Source organism: Mesorhizobium sp. WSM3873, from assembly GCF_001672445.1.
GTDB lineage: Bacteria > Pseudomonadota > Alphaproteobacteria > Rhizobiales > Rhizobiaceae > Mesorhizobium.
In genome coordinates this window covers 21,605-42,378 of record NZ_LYTM01000055.1, presented here as the reverse complement: position 1 = coordinate 42,378, position 20,774 = coordinate 21,605, and the positions used below count along the sequence as shown (strand labels likewise).

Annotated in this window: 18 protein-coding genes; 12 read left to right on the top strand and 6 right to left on the bottom strand. The window is 63.3% G+C overall.

Going from position 1 to position 20,774, the window contains the following annotated elements; genetic code table 11:
* Positions 1-17 precede the first annotated feature (17 nt).
* The 3 genes from A9K71_RS26175 to A9K71_RS26165 form a co-directional block, all read right to left on the bottom strand.
* Positions 18-1,013 carry an ABC transporter permease gene (locus A9K71_RS26175; protein WP_067002847.1) on the bottom strand — a complete coding sequence of 332 codons (996 nt, stop codon included), beginning with the start codon at positions 1,011-1,013 and terminating at the stop codon, positions 18-20.
* A complete protein-coding gene (locus A9K71_RS26170) occupies positions 1,010-2,575 on the bottom strand; it encodes a sugar ABC transporter ATP-binding protein (RefSeq protein ID WP_067003266.1) in 1,566 nt (521 codons plus the stop codon). The genes A9K71_RS26175 and A9K71_RS26170 overlap by 4 nt, the downstream gene beginning before the upstream one ends.
* A gap of 121 nt (positions 2,576-2,696) precedes the next feature.
* Positions 2,697-3,659 (bottom strand): sugar-binding protein, encoded by a 963-nt coding sequence (locus tag A9K71_RS26165; protein ID WP_067002845.1) that lies wholly within the window; start codon positions 3,657-3,659, stop codon positions 2,697-2,699.
* Positions 3,660-4,200: 541 nt separating this feature from the next.
* Between A9K71_RS26165 and A9K71_RS26160 the strand changes: the two genes are divergently transcribed.
* From A9K71_RS26160 to A9K71_RS26115, 8 genes are all read left to right on the top strand, one after another.
* Positions 4,201-5,316 (top strand): LacI family DNA-binding transcriptional regulator, encoded by a 1,116-nt coding sequence (locus A9K71_RS26160; protein ID WP_067002844.1) that lies wholly within the window; start codon positions 4,201-4,203, stop codon positions 5,314-5,316.
* A 65-nt stretch (positions 5,317-5,381) separates the two neighbouring features.
* On the top strand, positions 5,382-6,467 hold the full coding sequence (locus A9K71_RS26155; RefSeq protein WP_245299780.1) for a nitronate monooxygenase: 1,086 nt from the start codon (positions 5,382-5,384) through the stop codon (positions 6,465-6,467).
* Between the two features lie 471 nt (positions 6,468-6,938).
* Positions 6,939-7,739, top strand: a complete 801-nt coding sequence (locus tag A9K71_RS26145) for a class I SAM-dependent methyltransferase (RefSeq protein WP_067002840.1) — start codon at positions 6,939-6,941, stop codon at positions 7,737-7,739.
* A gap of 399 nt (positions 7,740-8,138) precedes the next feature.
* Positions 8,139-9,284 carry an integrase gene (locus tag A9K71_RS26135; RefSeq protein WP_067003261.1) on the top strand — a complete coding sequence of 382 codons (1,146 nt, stop codon included), beginning with the start codon at positions 8,139-8,141 and terminating at the stop codon, positions 9,282-9,284.
* Positions 9,285-9,513: 229 nt separating this feature from the next.
* The gene (locus tag A9K71_RS31815) at positions 9,514-9,825 is read left to right on the top strand and encodes a hypothetical protein (protein WP_156752770.1); all 312 of its coding nucleotides are present in this window, start codon (positions 9,514-9,516) and stop codon (positions 9,823-9,825) included.
* 471 nt (positions 9,826-10,296) lie between these two features.
* Positions 10,297-13,338, top strand: a complete 3,042-nt coding sequence (locus A9K71_RS26125) for a DUF3987 domain-containing protein (protein WP_082980721.1) — start codon at positions 10,297-10,299, stop codon at positions 13,336-13,338.
* Positions 13,339-13,557: 219 nt separating this feature from the next.
* Positions 13,558-14,148, top strand: coding sequence for an HGGxSTG domain-containing protein (locus A9K71_RS26120; RefSeq protein ID WP_067002834.1), 591 nt, complete (start codon positions 13,558-13,560; stop codon positions 14,146-14,148).
* The gene (locus tag A9K71_RS26115; protein ID WP_067002833.1) at positions 14,145-14,498 is read left to right on the top strand and encodes a hypothetical protein; all 354 of its coding nucleotides are present in this window, start codon (positions 14,145-14,147) and stop codon (positions 14,496-14,498) included. Before A9K71_RS26120 ends, A9K71_RS26115 begins: the two co-directional genes overlap by 4 nt.
* A 51-nt stretch (positions 14,499-14,549) precedes the next feature.
* On the opposite strand, the gene A9K71_RS26110 is transcribed toward A9K71_RS26115, so the two are convergent.
* From A9K71_RS26110 to A9K71_RS30925, 3 genes are all read right to left on the bottom strand, one after another.
* Entirely contained in the window at positions 14,550-14,831 is a 282-nt protein-coding gene (locus A9K71_RS26110) for a hypothetical protein (protein WP_067002831.1), read from the bottom strand.
* Positions 14,832-14,837: 6 nt separating this feature from the next.
* Entirely contained in the window at positions 14,838-15,500 is a 663-nt protein-coding gene (locus tag A9K71_RS26105) for a recombinase family protein (RefSeq protein WP_067002829.1), read from the bottom strand.
* Positions 15,501-15,570: 70 nt separating this feature from the next.
* Positions 15,571-15,876 (bottom strand): helix-turn-helix domain-containing protein, encoded by a 306-nt coding sequence (locus A9K71_RS30925; RefSeq protein WP_082980720.1) that lies wholly within the window; start codon positions 15,874-15,876, stop codon positions 15,571-15,573.
* A 380-nt stretch (positions 15,877-16,256) separates the two neighbouring features.
* On the opposite strand from A9K71_RS30925, the gene A9K71_RS26095 reads away from it, so the two are divergent.
* The 4 genes from A9K71_RS26095 (at position 16,257) to A9K71_RS26080 (ending at position 20,772) form a co-directional block, all read left to right on the top strand.
* The gene (locus A9K71_RS26095; RefSeq protein WP_067002826.1) at positions 16,257-16,481 is read left to right on the top strand and encodes a hypothetical protein; all 225 of its coding nucleotides are present in this window, start codon (positions 16,257-16,259) and stop codon (positions 16,479-16,481) included.
* Positions 16,482-16,954: 473 nt separating this feature from the next.
* On the top strand, positions 16,955-17,362 hold the full coding sequence (locus A9K71_RS26090; protein WP_067002825.1) for a hypothetical protein: 408 nt from the start codon (positions 16,955-16,957) through the stop codon (positions 17,360-17,362).
* A gap of 15 nt (positions 17,363-17,377) precedes the next feature.
* Entirely contained in the window at positions 17,378-18,613 is a 1,236-nt protein-coding gene (locus A9K71_RS26085; RefSeq protein ID WP_067002823.1) for a hypothetical protein, read from the top strand.
* The gene (locus A9K71_RS26080) at positions 18,613-20,772 is read left to right on the top strand and encodes a hypothetical protein (protein WP_067002821.1); all 2,160 of its coding nucleotides are present in this window, start codon (positions 18,613-18,615) and stop codon (positions 20,770-20,772) included. The genes A9K71_RS26085 and A9K71_RS26080 overlap by 1 nt, the downstream gene beginning before the upstream one ends.
* The last annotated feature ends 2 nt before the right edge of the window (positions 20,773-20,774 follow it).

Here is a 20,774-nt window from a genome sequence, read left to right as displayed (position 1 = left end):
AGATCGGACGAGGGAAGCTACTCCGCCGGCGCGCCGGCGACATTCCGGCGCGACGCCTCCATCATCCGGCGCCGGGCGCGGAACACGCCCCACTGCTGGTCGACCAGCACGCCGATCAGGATGACGCCGCCCATCACCGCGAAGTTCAGGGAGGACGGGATGCCGAGCAGATTGACGAGGTTTTGCAGTTCCTGCAGCAGCACGGTGCCGAGGATGACGCCTACCAGCGAGCCCTCGCCGCCGCGCAGCGAGAAGCCGCCAAGCACCGCCGCGGCGATGGCGTAGAGCTCATAGAACTGGCCGTGACTCGCCGGCGAGATCGAGCGCGTGTACATGGCGAAGTAGATCGCCGACAGCGCCGTCAGCACACCGCAGATCACGTATGCCGCGATCACCACGCGCCCGGTGCGAATGCCCGAATACTTCGCCGCTTCCTCATTCTTGCCGATGGCATAGAGATAGCGCCCGAACACCGAGCGGTGCAGCACCACCCACATGACGATGGCGATCACGATCAGCGCGATGAAGGAATTCGGCAACCCGCCGGAGCGGCCGGCGGTCAGGAATTCGAGATCCGGGAAATTCTGGCCGAAAGCGAAGCCCGCCGTGCCGTCGGCGGTGTAGAAACGGGCGACGCCGCGGTAGATCAGCAGGCCGCAAAGCGTCACCACGAAAGGCTGCATCTTGAGCCGCGTGATCAGCCAGCCATGCATGAAGCCGATGATGGCGCCGAGCACGATGATCAGCACGAAGGCCAACGGCCAGTCCATCTCGCGCACGGCGATGAAGTCGATGAACAGCGTGCCGAGCAGCGCGATCAGCGAACCGACCGAAAGCTCGATGCCGCCGGTGATGATGACGAAGGCCTGGCCGATCGACAGGATGCCGAACAGCGCGACCAGGTTGGAGGTGTTGGCGAGATTGATCGTCGACAGGAAGCGCGGATTTATAGCCGTGACCACCGCGCCGACCACCAGGATCAGGACCAGCAGGCCGAGGTCTTTCTTGCTCATTGCGCTCCTCCCGCGGCTTGCGCCAGCTTCGGCTTCTTGCCCACCGCCAGCAACAGCACGTTCTCCTGGCTGAAATCGTCCCGGTCGAGGATGCCGGAGATCTGCCCCTCATGCATGACCGCGATGCGGTCCGAGACGCCGATCACCTCTTCCATGTCGCTGGAGATCATCAGCACCGCGACGCCGGCATCGGCCAGCGCCCGCATCAGCGCGTAGATCTCGGCCTTGGCGCCGATATCGATGCCGCGTGTCGGCTCGTCGAGGATCATCACCTTGGGGTTCATCGCCAGCCATTTGGCCAGAACCACCTTCTGCTGGTTGCCGCCGGACAGCGTGCCGGTGCGGGTCAGGACCGACGGCGCCTTGATGCCGAGATCCTTCTTCTGCTTCTCGGCGGTGGCGAGCTCCGCGCTGGTCGACACCAGCGAGCGCTTCGCATGCGCCGGCAGATTGGGCAGCGAAATGTTTTGCGCGATCGAGAGGTCGAGCAGGATGCCGGTCAGCTTGCGGTCTTCGGGCACCAGGAAGATGCCGCTCGCCACCGCATCGGCGGCCGATCCGACATTGAGCGCCTTGCCGTCCAGCGCGACACTGCCGCCGAGCCGCTCGTCGATGCCGAACAGGACGCGCGCGAGCTCCGTGCGGCCGGAGCCGACCAGGCCGGCAAGCCCGAGGATTTCGCCGCGCCGAAGCTCCAGGTCGACCGGGTGATCGGGATAGGCGCTGGTGCGCACCGCTGTTGCCGAGAGCGCGACGCCGCCCGGCGCGCGCCCCGCCTCCGCTGCTTTCTCGCGCTGCTTAAGCATGCGCCCGATCATCAGCTTGACCATCTGGTCGTGATTGATGTCGCTCTTCGGCAGCGTGCCGGCCAGCATGCCGTCGCGCAGCACCACGACGCGGTCGGCGACGCGCTCGACCTCGTGCAGGCGGTGCGAGATGAAGATGACGCTGATGCCTTCCGCCCGCAGTCCCTTGATCACGTCGAGCAGCTTTTCGGTCTCGGCGATCGGCAGGCTGGAGGTCGGCTCGTCGAGGATCACCAGCCGCGCCTTGATCGACAGCGCCTTGGCGATCTCGACCATCTGCTGCTGCGCCAGCGACAGCGAGGCGACCGGCGCGTCGGCCGAGAAATTGGCGCCGACGCGTTTCAGGAGCGGCGCCACCATCTCGCGCAGTTTGGCGCGGTCGACCAGCCTCAGCGGCCCGGCCTTGAGCGGCTCGCGGCCGAAGAAGATGTTGGCGGCGACGTCGAGGTTTTCGAACAGGTTGAGCTCCTGATGCACGAAGGCGATGCCGGAGCCGATGCTGGCTTCCACGGTCAAGCCGTCATGCGCGACGCCGTCGACGGTGACGGTGCCGCTGTCCGGCCGCGTCACGCCGCCGAGGATCTTCATCAATGTCGATTTGCCGGCGCCGTTCTCGCCGACCAGCCCGATCACCTCGCCCGGCCTGACCTCCATCGAGAACCCGTCCAACGCCACCACGCCGGGATAGGTCTTGCGCACGGCCTCGAGGCTCAGGAACGGAGCGGATTGGACGATGGATGGGTCGGAATAATTCATCACGCCATTGTTCATCGCGCTTATCGGCAGCCGGTGGGCTGCAGACTGACGGGCCGCATGCGGCCCGTCAATACGGACGCCGGCTCAAGGCGAAGCTTGAGCCGGCGCAACTGTGCATCGATTACTTGCCGGCCATCGCCTTCAGGTTGGCGGCATAGGCGTCGACATCGTCCTTGCCGATGATCTTGGTCGGCACGATGATCAAGCCGTTGGCCGGAATGCCCGACTTGTCGCCCTTGAGGTAGGCGGCCATCAGCTTCATGCCCTGATAGGCCCATTCGAAGGGCTGCTGCACCACGGTCGCGGCAACCGTGCCTTCCTTGACGCCGCCCAGCGTGATCGGATCGTCGTCGAAGCCGACGACGGTGATCTGGCCTAGCTTGCCGGCGTCGCGCAGCGCCTCATAGATGCGCGGCGTGTTGTAGGAGTAGAAGCCGACCATGCAGGTGATGTCGGGGCTGGCGACCAGCGCGTCCTCGACATTCTTCTTGGCCCGCGCCTGGTCGATGTCGTCGCCGCGCACGTCCACCAGCTCGATCTTGCTGCCGGCAAGCCCCTCCTTCATGCCCTCGATGCGCTCCTTGGCATTGTCGGCGCCGAGCAGGCCGACGAAGCCCAGGCACTTGCCGCCGTTCGGCATCGCCTTCTTGGCGATCTCGGCCGCCTGCTTGCCGGCATCGACGTTGGACGAGCCGATATAGGCGACGCGCTTGGTCTGCGGGGCGTCGCTATCGGTGGTGAACAGAGCGGTCTCGGACGCGATCTTGTTCAGCCCGTCGGTCGAGGTCTTGGGGTCGACCGCCGACACCATGATGCCCTTCACGCCGGCCGTCACCAGGTCGTCCATCAGGCGCTGCTGGATGGCGACCGACGACTGCTCGGGATATTTCAGCTCGAGATTGTAGTCGGGCAGTTCGCCCTGCGCCTTCTTCACGCCGGCTTCCGCCGCCTTCCAGAAGTCTGACGCGCCGTTGACGACGAAGGCCAGCGTCGGCTTGTCGTCGGCGCGCACGGCTGCGCTGGCCGTCAGGCCAATAACCAAGGCCGCCGCGGCGACGGACGCGTTACGTATCATGGATTTCATGCTTCAACCTCCCTTTTGAAACTCATCGCTGCTGTCTCGGCTGCGGCCTGGACGCCCTCCTCCTCAAGGGTCTGGCACCTAAGTCCGGGGCCGATCCAGCCGCGACCGAAACACTAGACACAGATTTGACGTTCGTAAATAGTCCGATTTGTCTGACATTTTCGTGAGGACGAGGGCAGCCCTCTTCCGGCAAATTGCCGGGCAGCGAACCTGCGCTCCTCCCAGATGCCCTTCGCCGCAGCTTGCCCGGCGACGCGTTGACAGTAGATCGCTTACCGATATTAGTAAATAGTATTAGTCCCGGGTCCCCGGCGCCCCCAGCCGCGGCGAATCGGTGCCCGCGGTGCACGCCGGTGGAAGCAGGATTTACGCTGGTGGGTCGGCAAAACCTGTGAAAACTGACAGCTTTGCTGACCTTTTTGGCCATTTTGTCGCCGCATGCCGTGGCTGGTGCCAACGCCCTTTTTAGTGATAATAGTTATAAGCATACCCGCTCGGTGGCGGGCTTTGCGGAACAGCCCGGCAGGTTTGGGAAAAGACCATGAGCGAACCGACGCAACTGCGCGATCCACGGGAAACGTCCAGACGCCGCAAGGCCTCGGCCAAGCCCAAGGGCCGGGTCACCATGACCGATATAGCGAGGGCCGCCGGCTGTTCGCAGGCGACGGTCTCTTTCGTGCTCAACAATTCGCCGGGCATCAGGCTGTCGCAGCAGACGCGCGACCGTGTGATCGAGGCAGCTAGAGCGCTGGGCTATTCGCCGCCGGTCTTTTCAGCTTTGCGTCCGCCCGTCACGCCCTTCGAAGGGCTGGATGGCGTCATCGGCTTTGCCGTCGATCAGCTCGCCACCAGCCCCGAGGCGGTTGTGGCCATCGAGGGCGCGCGGCAGGCCTCCTGGAATGCCGGCAAAGTGCTCTTGGTGGCGCAGACCATGGGTGACGCCGTCATGGAGCCGCGTGCCATCCAGGCGCTCACCCGGCGCGGCCTCTCGGCGCTGATCTACATGACCATCTTCACCCGCGAGATCACCGCGCCCGAGTTCCTCTACAGCCTCGACATTCCGGTCATCCTGCTCAACTGCTACACCGCCGACTATGCCTTCCCGGCCGTGGTGCCTTCCGAGATCGCCGGCGGCCAGAGCTCCACCCGGCATCTGATCAGCCGCGGCCACCGCCGCATCGCAACCATCACCGGCGAGCCCTGGATGCAGGCGGCGCAGGATCGGCTGAAGGGCTATCGCCGCGCTTTGGCCACCGCCGACATCCCCTTCGATCCGGACCTGGTGGTGGAGGGCGACTGGTCGGCCAGCGCCGGATATGCCGCGACGGTGAAGCTGCTTGCGCTGAAGGACCGCCCGACCGCCATCTTCTGCCAGAACGACCGCACGGCGATCGGCTGTTACGAGGCGCTGAAGGAGGCGGGCCTGCATATCCCCGGGGACATTTCCGTGATCGGCTATGACGACGAGGAGATCGCCCGTCACCTCTTCCCGCCGCTGACCACATCGATTCTTCCGCATCTGGCAATGGGCCAATGGGCGATCGAGCAATTGGAGACGCCGCCAACGCTAGGCCGCGGCCGCTATCCCATCACCAAGCTTGAATGCCCCTTGGTGGAGCGGGAAAGCGTGGGAGCGTGCCTCGCACAATTCCGGTGACCCCGCCCTGATCCGGGCCTATGATGGACTGCGCGTGTTCCTTTCCCGACACAGGAAAAACGCTCGTGTGGCCGAACCGTCGTTTATGCGATCTCCTAAAGATCGAACATCCGATCATCCAGGCTCCGATGGCCGGCTCGGCGACTCCGGAACTCGCCGCCGCGGTGAGCAATGCCGGCGGGCTGGGATCGCTCGGCTGCGCATCGATGCTGCCGGACGGCTTGCGCACCGCTGCGCGCCAGCTGCGCGCCTCGACCGAGCGTCCCTTCAACCTCAATTTCTTTGTTTTTCCCAGACCAGACACCAGCGACGCCGTGCTGACCCAGGTCATCGACAGGTTGCGGCCCTACTACAAGGAGCTGTCGCTCGACGAACCCTCGCGGAGGCTTCCGCCGATCGGACCGGGTTTCGACGATGAAAAGCTTGAACTGCTGCTCGAGATCCGGCCACCGGTCGTGAGCTTCCATTTCGGCATTCCGGACGCAGCCGCGGTCGCCAAGTTGAAGCAGTCGGGGATCGTGGTTATCAGCACCGCGACAAATGTCGCCGAAGCGCGCCAACTCGCCGACGGCGGAGCCGACGCGGTCATAGCTCAGGGCTGGGAGGCAGGTGGCCATCGGGGATCGCACGCTCCCAACCGTCCCGGTGACGGCGTTGGCACAATGGCGCTGGTTCCCCAGGTCGTGGATGCCGTCAAGCTGCCGGTCATTGCCGCCGGAGGCATCGCCGACGGCCGCGGCATAGCGGCCGCCTTCGCGCTTGGTGCCAGCGGCGTGCAGATCGGCACCGGCTTCCTGTCTTGCGACGAGGCCGGCACGGACGGACCGCGCCGAGCCCTGATCCGCGCCGCCACGGACATGGACACGATGGTCACCGATGCCTTCACCGGCCGCGCGGCGCGGGCGAGACGCACCCGCTTCGCCTTGGAGATGGAGGTGAACCGGGCGCACCTCCCCGACTTCCCGCAAATGGTTGCGCTCAGCGCTCCGCTCGGCGAGGCCGGTGCAAAAGGAGATTTCGCCTTTCATCTTTATGGGCAGGCGGCAGCCTTGAACCGGGAGCTTCCTGCCGGCGAATTGATGCAGACGCTCGTGGCCGAAACCGGCGAGGTGTTCGAAGCGCTTTCGACCGGCAAAACGACGCCTGCTTGAACGAAGTCTCCGCTCGTTGACGTCACTGACAAGTTGCAATCCGGACTGCGACAAGATCGGCCGGCAGGCAGGGATGCCATCCGGTCGCGATCGATGATGCCGGCATTCGGCGGTAAGGTGCGACCGCCCAGCCCCGCCAGTTTGCCGCCATATGCGGTCTGGTGATCTGCGGCAGCGAAACGCACAAGGCGATCCCGCTGCGGAACACGTTGGCATCCTCGCTTGCGGCGGCGAAAAGCCGGGCCAATGACCGGATACGGCGGCGGAACAGGAAGGCCCTCCGCCAACGCGTTCATCTCGGCGATCCGGGCTCGGTCGGCGGCGATCTGGTTGCGATAGAACACCGGCGCTCGGCCTCGGCATCGTATGCTCCTGCCAACGCCCACCTGTGCGATCTCGGGACGAGGCTGGTTTCGTTGCTTGGCATGGTTCCCGCGTGGGTCTAGGCTGAAACCAGTAAGGGAGGACGGGATGACATCAAGCTTCACCGTTCACGCGGCATCCGGCTATGAGCAGCTCATGGGCCGCTGGAGCCGCAGGCTCGCGCCCAAGTTCATCGACTTCGTCGGCCTAGCCGGCGGCGAGAAGATCCTCGACGTCGGCTGCGGCACCGGCAGCCTGACCTTCGAACTGGCGAAGTCGCGCGATCTCGCCGAAATCCAGGCCATCGACTTCTCAGCCGTCTTCGTCGCGGCGGCGAAGGAGAGGAATACCGATCCGCGCATCACTATTGAGCAGGCGGACGCCACGGCGCTGCCTTTCGAGGACAACGCGTTCGACCGTGCGCTGGCGCTGCTGGTGCTTCACTTCGTGCCGGAAACCGGCAAGGCGGTGGCCGAGATGCGCCGCGTGACGCGGCCGGGCGGCGTGGTCGCGTCCGTTGTGTGGGACCATCTTGGCGGCATGCCGGCCATGCGCATGATGATCGACACCGTGGCCGCGCTCAGCGAAAGCGGCCGCCAGATGCGCAATCGCTACTGCTTCCAGCCGATGATGCAGCCCGGCGAAATGAAGCGGACATTTGTCGAACAGGGCCTGACCGAAATCACCGAAACCGAGCTGATGATCCGCATGGATTACCAGAATTTCGACGACTACTGGGCGCCGATTGCCGCCGGTGAAGGCCCGCTCGGCAAATACATGACCACGCTCGACGCAGCCGAGCGGACCCGCACGGAGGCTGCAGTCCGCGATGCCTATGAGGCCGGTCGTGCCGATGGGCCGAGGTCTTTCGCCAACGTCGCCTGGGCCTGCCGCGGCATCGTGCCCTGACTTCAGCGCGATCCGAGCTGCACTCGGACGGCGTCGCGGAAACTGCGGTGCAGCCGAGCAGCGCCGGCGGCCTGCGGTGCCAATAGATGGCGCACCCGACAAGATTCGAACTTGTGACCTCTGCCTTCGGAGGGCGGAGTGAAGGCTGCCAACGGATAAACATGATATCCTGAAAGCCTTGTATCCCGGCCAGTTGCCGTTATGCTTATCACAGTCATCTCTCAAATCTGTGTGGGACGCTCTGTGGGACAGCGAACTTCCAAGATCGATAGCCCTTCGAAGCGTGCCCGTCTAGACTCGCGAAAAAACCCATACTGGACCGGCGTCAGCGGCGGCCGGGGCGGCGTCAGCCTGGGCTATCGAAAGCCCACCCGCGGTGGCGGTGTGTGGATCGCCAAGATGGTCGCTGACGGCCATCGCGTCGAAGAGAAGTTGGGCGGCGCCGACGATGACGGCGCGCCGGCAGGCGCGCTCACCTACCGCGCTGCGGTTACAGCGGCGCTCGATTGGAGCAAGCGGCAATACGCGGCTGCGCAATCGGCCGCGAACGGCTCGAGCGTTCCGACAGTGCGAACCGCCGTCGAGAGCTATGTTGCCAAGCGCAAAAAGCGATCAGTGCGAGAAGGGGGCAATGCCGAAGGTCGGCTGACCCGCCATGTGCTGTCCGACGAGGAATTCGCCGACCTTGCGCTTGCGAAGCTGCGCGCCGCCGATATCGAAAGCTGGCGCGGGAGATTGCGCATCAACGGCTTGGTTGAGGTCGACGAGGACGAAGGCGAGGACGATCCCAAGCCGCTCGCGCCGTCGACTGTGAACCGGCTCATGAATGACCTTCGCGCCGCCCTGAACGACGCCGCCGAGCGGCACCGGCGCGAATTACCCGCTCACCTGGCAACCGAGATCAAGGTCGGAACCCGCGCCATGAGCGTCACCGAGGATGCCCGCAAGCAGTTACTGTCCGATGAGCAAATCCGCTCGACCATCACGGCGGCATTCGACGTCGACGAAGATTTCGGCCGTCTGGTCCTGGTGGCCGGGGTGACCGGAGCGCGGCATTCGCAGATGCGCCGGCTCCGCGTTGGGGATCTGCAGATCGACAAACTGCGCCTCATGATGCCTGGCTCGTCGAAAGGCCGTTCGGCCAAAGCCAGGCCGCCAGTCTCGATCCCCATCGCCGCCGAGACGCTGGACAAGCTTCGGCCAGCGGTGACCGGTCGCGAGACGGACGAGCCGCTTCTGGAGCGGTGGGCGTATCGCAGCGTCGGCCCGGTGAAGTGGGAGAAGGATCACCGGCGCCCGTGGGGGCCGGCCTATGAGGTCGACAACTGGTGGGCGGCCACAGTCGAGCGGGCAGGCGTGCCGGCAGGCACGATAATGTATGCCTTCCGGCACTCGTCGATCGTGCGAGGGCTCAAGGCCGGCTTGCCTGTCCGCTTGGTCGCGGCGCTTCACGACACGAGTTCCGGGATGATCGAGCGGCACTATTCCGCCTTCATCGTGGACGCAACAGAGGAACTGGCGCGCCGCGCCGCCCTCGCGATATAGATATAAATTCTGTAATACAGAATATTCTGTCATAAAGAAAGATTGGCGTTATTACTAACGATGCCAACCTACGCAATAATTATCTCCAGAATTGCGTTGACTTGGCCGAGTAATGAATTAGATTCATGTTCGCCGTCGCTTGAAGCGGACGAACTGGCTGGCCTGGATTGGCGCGACGCACCTTCCGAAAATTTGAGAGCGCCAATGCGCTTGGTTGAAAGGCAGTCAGATGACGATCCATGCCGTCGCGCCTGCGCGCGCCGATCGAAAGAAATCTCCTAAGGCGGAAATCCCTTGGCGTCAGCGCCCTTTTCTCCCGCTCATCACTGCGGCGGAACTGCTCGGCCTATCGCCATCGTCTCTCTACCGGCTCGAATCGGAAAGGCGATTGACCTTCAACAGACTAGGCGGCCGGACACTCGTTACGGTGGGCAGCCTGATCACGCTGATCGACAGTGCGGACGACTGGACACCGTCGGATCGCGGCTCAGCCGCCCGAGCGAAGCGCCAAGAACGCGCACGTGCGGGGTGGGCGGGATGACGGCCGCGTCGATGTCGCGACGTGAGCGTCGTCGAGGCAGTCGCGGTCGGCTTGTCGTCACGGATCGGCCGTGGGTCTTCTGTGATCTACGCCCAGCGACAATCGCGGACCTGCTGCCGGGCGACGCAATGACGCCCGGGATGCAATGGCTGGTGGCGAGAGGGGCCAATGAAAACGGGCAGCCCGGTGAGATGTTTTTCGAGATACCGCTGAACCTCCCGCCGGAACAGCGCGCAAATACGGGCCCCAATGTGCGAGCTGTGCTCGAGATGCTTCGCCAGTCCGCGGAATTCCGGAGCCTCATGGACCAGTACTATTGGTACGCGCCCAAGGCGGGCGAACCAGGCTATTCCGACGGACACGCCCGGACGGGATAGCGATCGCAATTCTATCTGACGACCAATCGACCTCGGGGAGAGAGAAACAGAAACGCCGGCCGCGTCTGGACACGCGAACCGGCGAGAAGGTCGAATGATGAATATTCTGAATATAGTTCCAGAAGTTGTCTCTGGCAAGTCTGAGTGGGCTACTGTGCGCGACCGCGTTCGCGCTGCTGGTGACCTAGAACAGCTTGTCGCCGCCGGCTATTCAGCGATGATCCGGCCAGCCGCACCGCCCGGCGTTATGTGCTCCTTTTGGGATCAAGCCAAAGGCGCCGTCGTCGATCGCATCAGTGACGGCAAGGCTCCGTCGAAGCTCAGAGATGGCAAGTGGGTGGGCTTCAAGGGTTGGCGGAAGACTGAGAGCACGCCGGCCGACATTGCTGAGTGGAGCCGGTGGCCTGGTCCGATCAACTGGTGCGTTGTCACTGGTGAAGTGGCCGCACTGGACATCGACGTCAAGATTGAGCGATCGGAAGCGGGGCCGGAAGCCGACCGCGGGCGCGCCTTAGCCGCTGCACTCAAGGACCTCGCTGCATGCGCGCTTGGCCTGCCAGTTGCCGCTCTTCCCATGCGGTGGCGCGACAACTCGACAAGTTGCATGATCCTGATGAAGCTCGCAGCACCGGTGGGCAAACGGCAACTGCAATTCGTCGACACGGTGACCGGTCGGGAACACCTCGTCGAATTCCTTGCGAAAGGTCAGCAGATCGTCGTCGCCGGCCAGCATTCATCCGGCGCCCGCGTACGATCCTCTCTGCCCACAATTCCGCTCGATCATCTGCCCGTTCTAGAGCCGGCAAAGTTGGACGTATTGATCCCTGCCATCGTCCAGGCAGCCAAGGAGCTTGGCTTCGATCTGACGTCGTCCAAACGTTCTGCCGACAATGATACGAAGCCTCCCTATCCGCCGGCTATGGCCGTCCTCAATGCTGTCATGGCGCGCCGATCGGATTGGGTTCCGTCCATAGTCCCCCGGTCAGCCAGCGCGGATCGCGAGTGGCGGATTTCATCGGCCGAGTTAGACCGCGACCTCGAGGAAGACCTGGTGATATTCACCGATGGCATCCATGACTATGGCGCGGAGTGGACCCACAACCCAGCGTCACTCATCCGGGAGTTTGGTGCCGTCGATTCCGCCGGCGAGATCAACTTCGGAGGCAGCCCGTTCTATGGCCCTGTTGGCGGACGTCCGTATGCGCCAGTTGGGGAGCCGGATACGTCGGTCCGCCGTCCGACCGAAGCAGAGGCGTTGACCTGGCTCTGCCGCCAGTTGGCCGGAGATCAATTTCCCGAGTTCGGTGAAGGTGCCACATGGGCATCATCGTTGCAGACAGTCGCGCGTGCCGTCGGGCTGCGCTGGACCGCGCTGGAGGCGGCCCGCTGGTTCAAGTTCGCCGAAGGCGACGGTCCGGCAGCCTGGAATCCCGACAAGCTGATCGAGGAGGCCGACACGTTGGCGGCGTTGCTCGCCGTCGATCCCGTCGCCTTTGCAGGGATCGAGTTCGCTCACGAGATGAATTCCACGCCGCTCGACCTTCGACAAGTCGTGGCAGAAAGGTGCGCAGCCGTGGCCGCGACCGCGCATGAGAAGGAAACGCCACCCAAGCCTGGCGACGATCTGCCGGAGCCGTTGGACATTTTCACGCAGAACGATCCCGCGGACCTGTCGACGCTTCCGTCCAACTGCCTGCCTGAAATGCTGCGTCGATGGGTTGGCAGCGAAAGCCGCCGCAAGGGCACGCCGGAGAGCTTTGCTGCGATTGCCGCCGTTGCGGTCGCATCGGCCGCGATCGGAGCGTCCGCCAGGATCCAGATACGAAAGTTCGACACCGGATTTACACAGCCGGCCGGGCTGTGGGCTTGCATCATCGCGGCACCCGGCAGCGCGAAGTCGCCAATCATCAAGGCGGCGGAGAAGCCGCTGCGCAATCTCGATGCTGAGTGGCATCGCGTTTGGAAGCTTGAGCACGATATGTGGGATGTTGCTAATCAAGCCCACAAGAGCCGGCGGAAAGATGCGTCTCCGCCTGGACCTGAGCCGATCCAAAAGCGGTGCGTCGTTGATGACGTGACGCTCGAGAAACAAGTCCAACTGCACGCCCACAATCCGCGGGGGCTGATGCGCTCGCCCGATGAGCTCCTGAGCCTGTTCGGGTCGTTGGGCGCCTATAAGCGGAGCGGCGATGGCGATCGAAGCCAAGCGCTCCGTCTGTTCGATGGTTCGGCTATCTCAGTCGATCGAGTGAACGGAGGATCCATCCGCGCCGACAGTGCGCTGATGACCGTCATCGCCAGTTCGCAGCCGCAGAAGATAGCCGAGATCGCAACGAATCTCGGCGCTGACGGAATGCTGCAGCGCTTCGTCTTCATCCTTGATGACGACGTCGACCGACGTGGGATTGATGAACCGCCGGACGAAGAAGCGGCGGCGGCGTATGCGAGGGCCATACAAATGCTGGCCTCGAACCAACCCGCCGACGGGACGCCAATACGCATGGCCCCCGAAGCCCAAAATACATTTGACGCTGCTGCCGAGCAGATCGCAAGGCTTAAGAACGCGCCCGGCCTGTCGACCGCCTGGCAGGGGCATGTCGCAAAGTTCGGCATGATCCTGCCGCGCATCGTCCTCGTCTTTCATGGTCTCGAGGCGGCCTTTCGGTCGAGCGGTTCGCTCCCGCCGACGGTTTCGCTCGGCACGGTGGAAAAGGCCGTTTCGTTCAGTCGCTTCGTGCTCCGGCATTCGATGGCCTTCTACTCGCGATACTTCGAACCCAACACGGAGGCGTCAGACGCTCGTGGTGTGGCCGGGTATTTGCTAACAAAGCCGGATCTGACGACGCTGTCGCGCCGGACGGTCTACGACGCGCGCACTGATCTCCGTGACCGGCGGCGCCTATTCGCGGCCATGGCAGAACTCGAAATTGCAAATTGGGTCGCCGTCAACAAACGAGATCAAGACGGCCCTTCTGAATGGCGCGTCAACGTTCGAATCCATCAGAGGTTCGAAGCGCAGGCAGTGCGAGAGAAAGCAGAGCGCGCATCAAAACGGAAGGCAATCGCTGCGGCTGGCCAAGCCCGCAAATGGGTAAATTCGGACAAATTGTCTGCTGGAGGCAGTCATGACGAGTGAAAGTGCGGCAACTGCGGCTTGCGTGTGCGAAGAACCAGATACCATTTTGCTTCTTTTCTGTACCACCCGCTCTACCCCATGGTCCCTCCCTCTTATGCGCGCGCAAGCCGCATTTCCCGCAGCTGGCGCCCGAGGACAATTTGTCCGATCGTTGGGGCCTTGGCGGGTCGGCGGGCTGTCATCGGCGATACCTCAGCGATGCGTAACTGGAGACCTGCCGTGAGAGGCGCCGGCCGGCAGAAGCGGCGCGACCCGTGGCGCGGTAGCGCGGAGCAGATCGCCGTCGGCCGCGCGGCGATCATGAAGTGGAACCGTATCCGCCACCTTCAGCCGAAGTGCGGCGCCACTCGAAAGCGCGACGGCGAACCCTGTCAGAATCTGGCGATGGAAAACGGGCGGTGCCGCTTCCACGGAGGAAAGACGGGAAAAGGCGCCAACTGGCACAAGCCGGTGTGGCCGCACCGTGATGCGCCGGACGCTGAAACGAAGCTGAACAAGAAGCTGGCGACGTTGCAACGTGCGGCATCGAAACGAGCGAAGCGCGTGGCTGCCATGACGCCGGAAGAACGCGCGGCTTACGAGACCTGGAAACGATCGCACAAGCCGGGCCCGGCCGCGACTCGAGCGAGAGCGCGGCGGGAGCGCCAGGAGGTGCAGCAGGTGCGCGAGATCCTGTCAGCACGCCCGCCGGCCAAGGCGGCAAACGCGGACGTCGCCGAACTAGATACGTTGATCGCCAAGAAGAAGGCGGAACTCGATCGGCTGATCGACGCCAACTCTGAAACCGATGACAAAGGGGCATTTGGATGACCACGACAGGCGGCCAGGAAACGCCGGAACAGCTTTTCGAACGTGTCGACCGCAGGCTTCGCACCGAAGGTCTAGAGGCCGCTGTCAACGGCCTGATTCGAGTGTGCAAAGACGAGAAGTCGCCACCTCCGGCAGTGGCGACGGCGGGTGTGGCGCTACTCCGCGCCAATGGTGTTCTGGTTGATCGGTCATCGGGCGGCAAGAAATCGAAGGATCCGTCGGAGATGACCGGCGAAGAGCTCGACGCTGCGATCGATCGCTTGAAGCGCGCCGCTCGTGAGATCGAGGACCCATCGTCCGCCGGCACAAACCTCACCGGCGACACGGGCGCCGGTGACGCATTCGACTAGGTGCCGGCCGCGTCAAAACCGATCGGCGCCCCCTCCGACTAAGTTCTTTGATCAAAGGCCGTAACCAATGGTGGCGCCAGTGTTTCGAACGGCCTTCGTTGTGGCCTCGTGAACCGCCTGTTTTACGATCGGCGCGAGCGCGTTGGCCAGTCTTCGCGCGGCTTCGTCCTTTTGCGATTCCTGCTCCAGAAACGAGGGGTGGTGAACCGAGCCGGCCAACCCAAAGAAAAGCAGCACGCAGAGCACGCAAAACACGGCGATAATTGCAAGCGATGTCGCTATTACGATCTCCGCCAATTCATCCTCCCCCGCCGGAAAACCGGCAAGATTCAATCTACGCTATTTCCTTGATGTCAATACGACGCCGGCCCGGTCGAGAATGCGCTTCACCGACATCGCTTTCAGCCCAGTAGCGTCGCCTATGGCGCGCAAGCTGGCGCCGGCTTTTCGCATCGATTGCATCTTCGCCAAGGTGAATTGCTGCTCGGCATTGTCCACCAAGCGGCCGTCGACCACATCATAGCCGAAAGGCGCTTTGCCGCCGCCGTAGATACCCTGTGCGGCCAAGTGGCGCTTCACTTCGCGGATGCGCTCGCGGATGCGATCGCGCTCGTTCTCGGCTACGGCTGAAAGGATTGTGAACACAAGCTTGGAAATACCGTTGCCGGTGACGTCGCCACCCAGATCGATCATCACCAAGCCGGTGCCCTGCCCTTTTAATTCCTCGAGCGTTCCAAGGGCATCAGAGGCGCTACGGAACATGCGGTCGAGCCTGGGAGTGATGATCATGTCGCCGTTTCCGACGGCGGCGAGCAGGCGCTGACCCTGCGGTCGATCCGCCAGAGGTACAGAGCCGGACACGCCGGCTTCGACGAACATCTCGTCGACCGTCCAGCCTTGCATCATTGCGTAGCCAGTAATCTTGGCCTTCTGAGCCTCTAGGCTCTCGCCGTTCGAAGCCTGCTCGATCGTCGAGACGCGAACGTAGCCAAAAACCCTCATTTGATCCTCCGTTTTGTAACCGAGCTACAGCACTGTTACAAAATAAGCAATGTTACAGAGGCTCGCAAGCTTATTTAGTCCTGTCCCGTTTATCGCGTTGATAGTTCTGTCGCGCGAGCCAGACGCGGCGCGCCAGGGCGGCAGGACTTTCGGGCGGGCGACCTGGCTTCGCGACAACTACCTTCATGACAGCGGGTTCATTGTGCCGCTTGGTGCTCTCGAGATATTTTTCGAGGTCGGATTCAGCAATCAGCACAGGTCGACCCGGTATGTAGGCTAGCGCGCCCATTTTACGCAGGCGTTTGACCTTTTGCTCTGAGCAGCGAAGGCGCGCGGCGACCTCTTTCTGTGTCAGGAGATTGGAGATTTCTGCCATTTGGTTGCCTCGCGGTAGCGTTCGCAAGAAGATGCAGCCAGGTCATTGAGGAGTCAATAATGTATTACGAAACAAATCGAGAGAGGATTGATAAGTTGATTGATGGTTGATTAGTCGTCGACTGATCAACACTATTATCATCCGGCAAAATTAATACGGAAATTTACCTTGACGAAAACTTCAAATTGCAATCTAGTGCTAATGGGTTTAGCGACCCGTATGCACGCGGTACAAAGCTGCCCGACAGCAGCTTTTCGCCCGCTACAAAGAATTGGTCCAGGGTCCGCACAGCATGTCCAAGGCTAACGCCTAAAACTGTGCGGAATCGTCGTGCGCGGTTCGCTAAGCCCTGGATCAACCCCTTTAGCGAGGCACCGCATATGTCAAACATCATATCCTTCGCCACCGGGAAGCCCGTCAGCGAACCTGGCGAACCCTTGCCCGAAGCAGTCTTCGAAATTCTGTCGTGGAATGACCCGATCATGCGGAACTATTTCCGAGAGGCCGGGCGGATCCATGTCGATGGCCTGGTGCCGATCGAAATCGCTGAAAAGATGCAGACGATGTGCGACGAGTGGAACGCCACCCGGATTGCGTCCAATTGAGGGCTTTTGCGGCGCCGGCGGGTGGCTCGACCTGGGTCCTAGGCCGGGCCGCCACCCCGGCATACACCCCCATCGCATCGGCCGAAGACCCGGCGGGCTGCCGTAGGAATTCGCAATCTTCCCGAACTTTCGGACATTTTGTCCGTATAGACGCCGGTCTGTGTCGAACGTGAAGCGCATATGCTTCACGCGCCCTCAATGTACGCAAGTCTAGCCAAAGAAAAACGCCAAAAATGCTAGCCATCGCCGCTCAGATCGACTAGAATCATCCTGCCGGATAAATCGCGGAACTCGGGCGGCCGCTCCCACCGTCAGGCACTCACCGCCTGGCATGTTCAACGAACCCAAACAGCCACGCAGCTTTGCGTCAGATGGTTCTTGATCGGAGCATCCGGTTGTCTGCGATTCCACAGCCCTCTCAATCGGCGGATAGCGTCCGGCAGCATGTCGAGAACGCTCTCGCATGCCTACGCATGATCGGCGTGGCGAACCTGCCACCCGAGCATTTGGCCGGGTGGGCTTTGCAAGAACTCTATATGGCCGCGGCCGGCGGCGCTGACTTGGCCGCAATCGCGCCAGAGGCTTCTCGCGAAGCACGTGACCTCATGTTCAAGACGTGTGCCGATGTCGACGCTTCGGTGAACGGCAAGATACTTCCCGAGCGGATCTACTTTTTCATGGGCACGAGCTCCGGCCTTCTTGCTCCGGGCCATGATCCCTTTCGCGCAGATCGGCTCGACTATGCTGGCATTCTGGCCGCCGAGTTGCGAGCGCTGCATCACCGCCGAAATCTCAACTCGCGTGGCTTTCCACTGCTTCGTGACGCTCGATCACGGGATGCATGGGCCAAGCCTTTCAGCGAAGTGGCCAACGTCCAGTAGGAGGCGGAATTGCCCGTGAAATCTTCGCAATTTTTCAACAACCAAGCGTTCGCCCAAGCCGCGAACAACCTCGCCTCGCTGTTCGAACCGCCGAGTGGCGCGGATGCTGCCGGTTGGGCGCTCGCGAACGAGCGCAAGGCGGCGGCGCAACGACTCGCCGATTTCTACGACTACCGGAACAACCCGAACTTTGACCAACAGATGTTCGATCGCATGGGCGTGGCTGCGGGCGCGTACCAGCCGAATCAGAGCTACTATTCGGTCGATCAGACCAACGCGACGTCGCGCGCCAATAACGCGGCCGACAACGAACGGGCGATCCAGACGAACGCTGCCGACAATGCCCGCGCGCTCGAGGTAGGCCAGATCAGCGGTCTTGCTGATCTCTACAAGCCTGTGGGTGAAGGCGAAGTGCGTCCGGCCATCCCGCAGGATGTGGCGGGGCGCTTCGGCGTCACGCGCGAACTGCCGGCGGAACAGGGCCGCGTGAAGCCGATCACCGATGACCAGTTGAAGGCGGCCATTCTCAGCAAGATGCCGCAGAACGTTCAGGAAGCCGCCGCGTTTGGCGGCACGCCGATCGAGGCCATCGTCACGCCGGAAGGTCCGCGCAACGTCACCCGGCTCGACGCGATCGGCCAGACGCCTTACGAGACACTGAAAGGCGGACTGACCGTCACGACGAACCCGGATGGCACGACCACCGTGACCCAGGGCGGATCGGGCAGCAAGATCACCGAATTCCAGGGAAAACAGAACGCGTACGCAACTCGCATGGGCGGTGCGCTGCCGATCATCGATCAGCTTGGCGGCGAGCTCACTGACTTTTCGCAGGCCGCCTACGACGCATTGCCGACGGTCGGCACGATCAAGACAGGCAACGGCATGCTGAGCGAGAATTACCAGAAGGCCAGCAATGCCGGCCGGTTGTTCCTGCAGTCAGTCCTTCGCCTCGATTCGGGCGCCGCCATCCCGCCCGCCGAAGAAGCGCAGTACGGCGACGTGTTCCTGCCGCGGCCGGGCGACAAGCCGGGCACGCTGAAACAGAAGCGCCTGGCCCGCAATCTGGCATTCCAAGGCGTTCAGTCCGGCATGACGCCCGACCAGATCCTCGCCACCGGCAGGGCCGTGTTGGCGGCTCAGAACGCCGTTCCTGGCGCGACGACCGCGCCACCGGCAACAACGGCGCCGACCAGTGGAGTGATCAAGTTCCAGCGCGGAGCCGACGGCCGACCAGTGAGGGCGCAATAATGCCGATCGTCGAGTATGAAGGGCAGCGCGTCGAGTTCCCCGACGATTTCACAGATGCTGAAATCTCAGACGCTCTCGCCTCGCTGAATGGGCCAGCACCTGCGGCGCAGCCGTCGGCCAGTCCGATTGGCAACGTCATCCGGCACAATCTCGGCTTGCCGGAACAGCCGGTCGATCAGCCGTCCGTCGCCAAGGACGTCGCATTGTCGGCCGCCTCCGGCGTCCCGCGCGGGCTGGCGGAGACCGCCATGTTCCCGATCACGCTGTCGCGCATGGTCGAAGGCGCCGGGAACTATCTCTACAACAAGGCCGAGAACGGCGTGCGCTATCTCGCCGGCGCGGATCCGCTGTCGGAGCAAGAACTGGCGCGGCGCGCGGCATCGGCCGACTCGTCGCCGGCCTACGACTTCGAAGACCGCGTGCGGCAGTTGATGGACGACAACCTGCACACGCCGCAGACGACGCCCGGCAAGTATGCCGGCACGATCGCAGACTTTGCAGCGCCCGGCGGCTTACCGAGCAAGGGCGCCCGCCTGGCCGAGACAGGTCTAGACGTCGCACGCCGATATGGAGCGGACTTGCTCGGCAACGTGATAGCTCCTGCGGTTGTTTCGGAAACCGCAGGACAAGCAGTGGAGGGTTCGGACTACGAAGGACTGGCGCGGTTTCTCGGAGCGCTGTTCGGCAACGCCGGTACGGCTGCGGTTCGGGTTCACAATGCCCCTGAAAGTGTCGTGCGCCGGGCGACTGGCGACCTGACTGACGAACAATGGCAACGGGCGCGCGACCTTCAAAACAACAGCGTGGGCGTCGGTCTCACCGGCCCGGAAGCGATCAGCCAGGCCACGGGCGGCGCAAGCGCGCTGCCGAGTGTTCAGCGGGTCGTCGAAGGCTCGACCAATGGCGGCGCCCGCATGGGTCCGTTCTTCGCGCAGCGCGTCGGCCAAGTGGGCGGTGCAGTTGGCGATGTGCTCGACCAGGTCGCCCCGCAGAGCGCGCAGCCGTCGACACTCGGTCAGAGCGCTGCCGAAGCGGCGGCCAACGTGATCGACCGCGCCCGTCAAGGCGTCAACGCCCAGACGCGCCCGCTCTATCAAGCGGCCGAGACGCAAACCATCCCGGAATCCCAATTCGGTGAGATTGCCGCCGACCCACGCTACGCGGCGGGCGTGGAAAGGCTCCGCGCCAACCCGGAACTGTCGCCCGACTACATGACATCTCCGGTCGGCGCCGCGGGACCAGTCGTGCCCGAGCCTCTACCCCCGCATTCGATCAAAGTCGTGGACGCCGTGACGAAGGATCTGAACGCCCGCGGCGAAGCGCTCGCGAACTCCAGCAACCCCCTCTATGGTCCCGAGCTCGCCGGCAAGAGTCGCGAGGCTGCCGCCGATGCCCGCAACCTGGCGACCACGACGTCGCCAGAGTATGCACAGGCGCTAGCCGAGCAAGAGGCGCTTCGACGCACCGTTTTGAACCCGATCGAGCAGGGTCCGGTCGGGCGCCTGGCTGCGGCCACTGACACGACCGGCGCGGGTAATGCCCTTCTGCCCCACGACCCCCTCACCGGTTCCGCTGGCGAAGCCGCGGACGCGACGCGTCGGCTGGTGGCGGAAGATCCGGCTACGACAGCCGCGCTCGTGCGCCAGAACCTGGCCGATCGCTTCACCAAGGCCAGCACGGAAACCCAGGAAGGCGTTCGCGACTATGCCGGCGCCAAGTTCCGCAAAGACGTGGCCGGCAACGCTACGCGCCAGGAAGTGCTTGATGCGGTGCTGCGTTCGTTGCCGGGCGGCGATGTCGCAGCCGATCGCATGAGCGAACTTCTCGACGTGCTGCAGGCCACTGGCCGGCGCAAGCCAATCGGGAGCGCTACGGAATTCAACCGGACTCTCAATGCCGATCTTGGCGATGCTTCTCCCGCGGCGCGCGCTATTGCCGTCGCGACGTCGCTCGGGCGCTCGCTGTTCACGAATGCCGGAGACGCGGTACGGCGGAAGGCCATGCGCGACGGTGTCAGCGCGCTGGCCGACATGTTCATCGCGCCGAATTCGGTCGACCTGGTCCGCAACGCCAGGAACCGGACCGGTGGCGCAATCGCTGCTGACGCAGCGGCCCGCACGGCTTTGGAGAGCGGCCAGACTTTGGCCGGCCCGAATTAGCG

Excerpts from the sequence above, each read along its gene's own strand:
- A9K71_RS26175 (WP_067002847.1), bottom strand. The coding sequence starts at position 1,013 with ATGAGCAAGAAAGACCTCGGCCTGCTGGTCCTGATCCTGGTGGTCGGC.
- A9K71_RS31815 (WP_156752770.1), top strand. The coding sequence starts at position 9,514 with ATGACGATCCATGCCGTCGCGCCTGCGCGCGCCGATCGAAAGAAATCT.
- A9K71_RS26165 (WP_067002845.1), bottom strand. The coding sequence starts at position 3,659 with ATGAAATCCATGATACGTAACGCGTCCGTCGCCGCGGCGGCCTTGGTT.
- A9K71_RS26080 (WP_067002821.1), top strand. The coding sequence starts at position 18,613 with ATGCCGATCGTCGAGTATGAAGGGCAGCGCGTCGAGTTCCCCGACGAT.
- A9K71_RS26115 (WP_067002833.1), top strand. The coding sequence starts at position 14,145 with ATGACCACGACAGGCGGCCAGGAAACGCCGGAACAGCTTTTCGAACGT.
- A9K71_RS26145 (WP_067002840.1), top strand. The coding sequence starts at position 6,939 with ATGACATCAAGCTTCACCGTTCACGCGGCATCCGGCTATGAGCAGCTC.
- A9K71_RS26170 (WP_067003266.1), bottom strand. The coding sequence starts at position 2,575 with ATGAATTATTCCGACCCATCCATCGTCCAATCCGCTCCGTTCCTGAGC.
- A9K71_RS26135 (WP_067003261.1), top strand. The coding sequence starts at position 8,139 with ATGGTCGCTGACGGCCATCGCGTCGAAGAGAAGTTGGGCGGCGCCGAC.
- A9K71_RS26125 (WP_082980721.1), top strand. The coding sequence starts at position 10,297 with ATGATGAATATTCTGAATATAGTTCCAGAAGTTGTCTCTGGCAAGTCT.
- A9K71_RS26160 (WP_067002844.1), top strand. The coding sequence starts at position 4,201 with ATGAGCGAACCGACGCAACTGCGCGATCCACGGGAAACGTCCAGACGC.
- A9K71_RS26095 (WP_067002826.1), top strand. The coding sequence starts at position 16,257 with ATGTCAAACATCATATCCTTCGCCACCGGGAAGCCCGTCAGCGAACCT.
- A9K71_RS26105 (WP_067002829.1), bottom strand. The coding sequence starts at position 15,500 with ATGAGGGTTTTTGGCTACGTTCGCGTCTCGACGATCGAGCAGGCTTCG.
- A9K71_RS30925 (WP_082980720.1), bottom strand. The coding sequence starts at position 15,876 with ATGGCAGAAATCTCCAATCTCCTGACACAGAAAGAGGTCGCCGCGCGC.
- A9K71_RS26090 (WP_067002825.1), top strand. The coding sequence starts at position 16,955 with ATGATCGGCGTGGCGAACCTGCCACCCGAGCATTTGGCCGGGTGGGCT.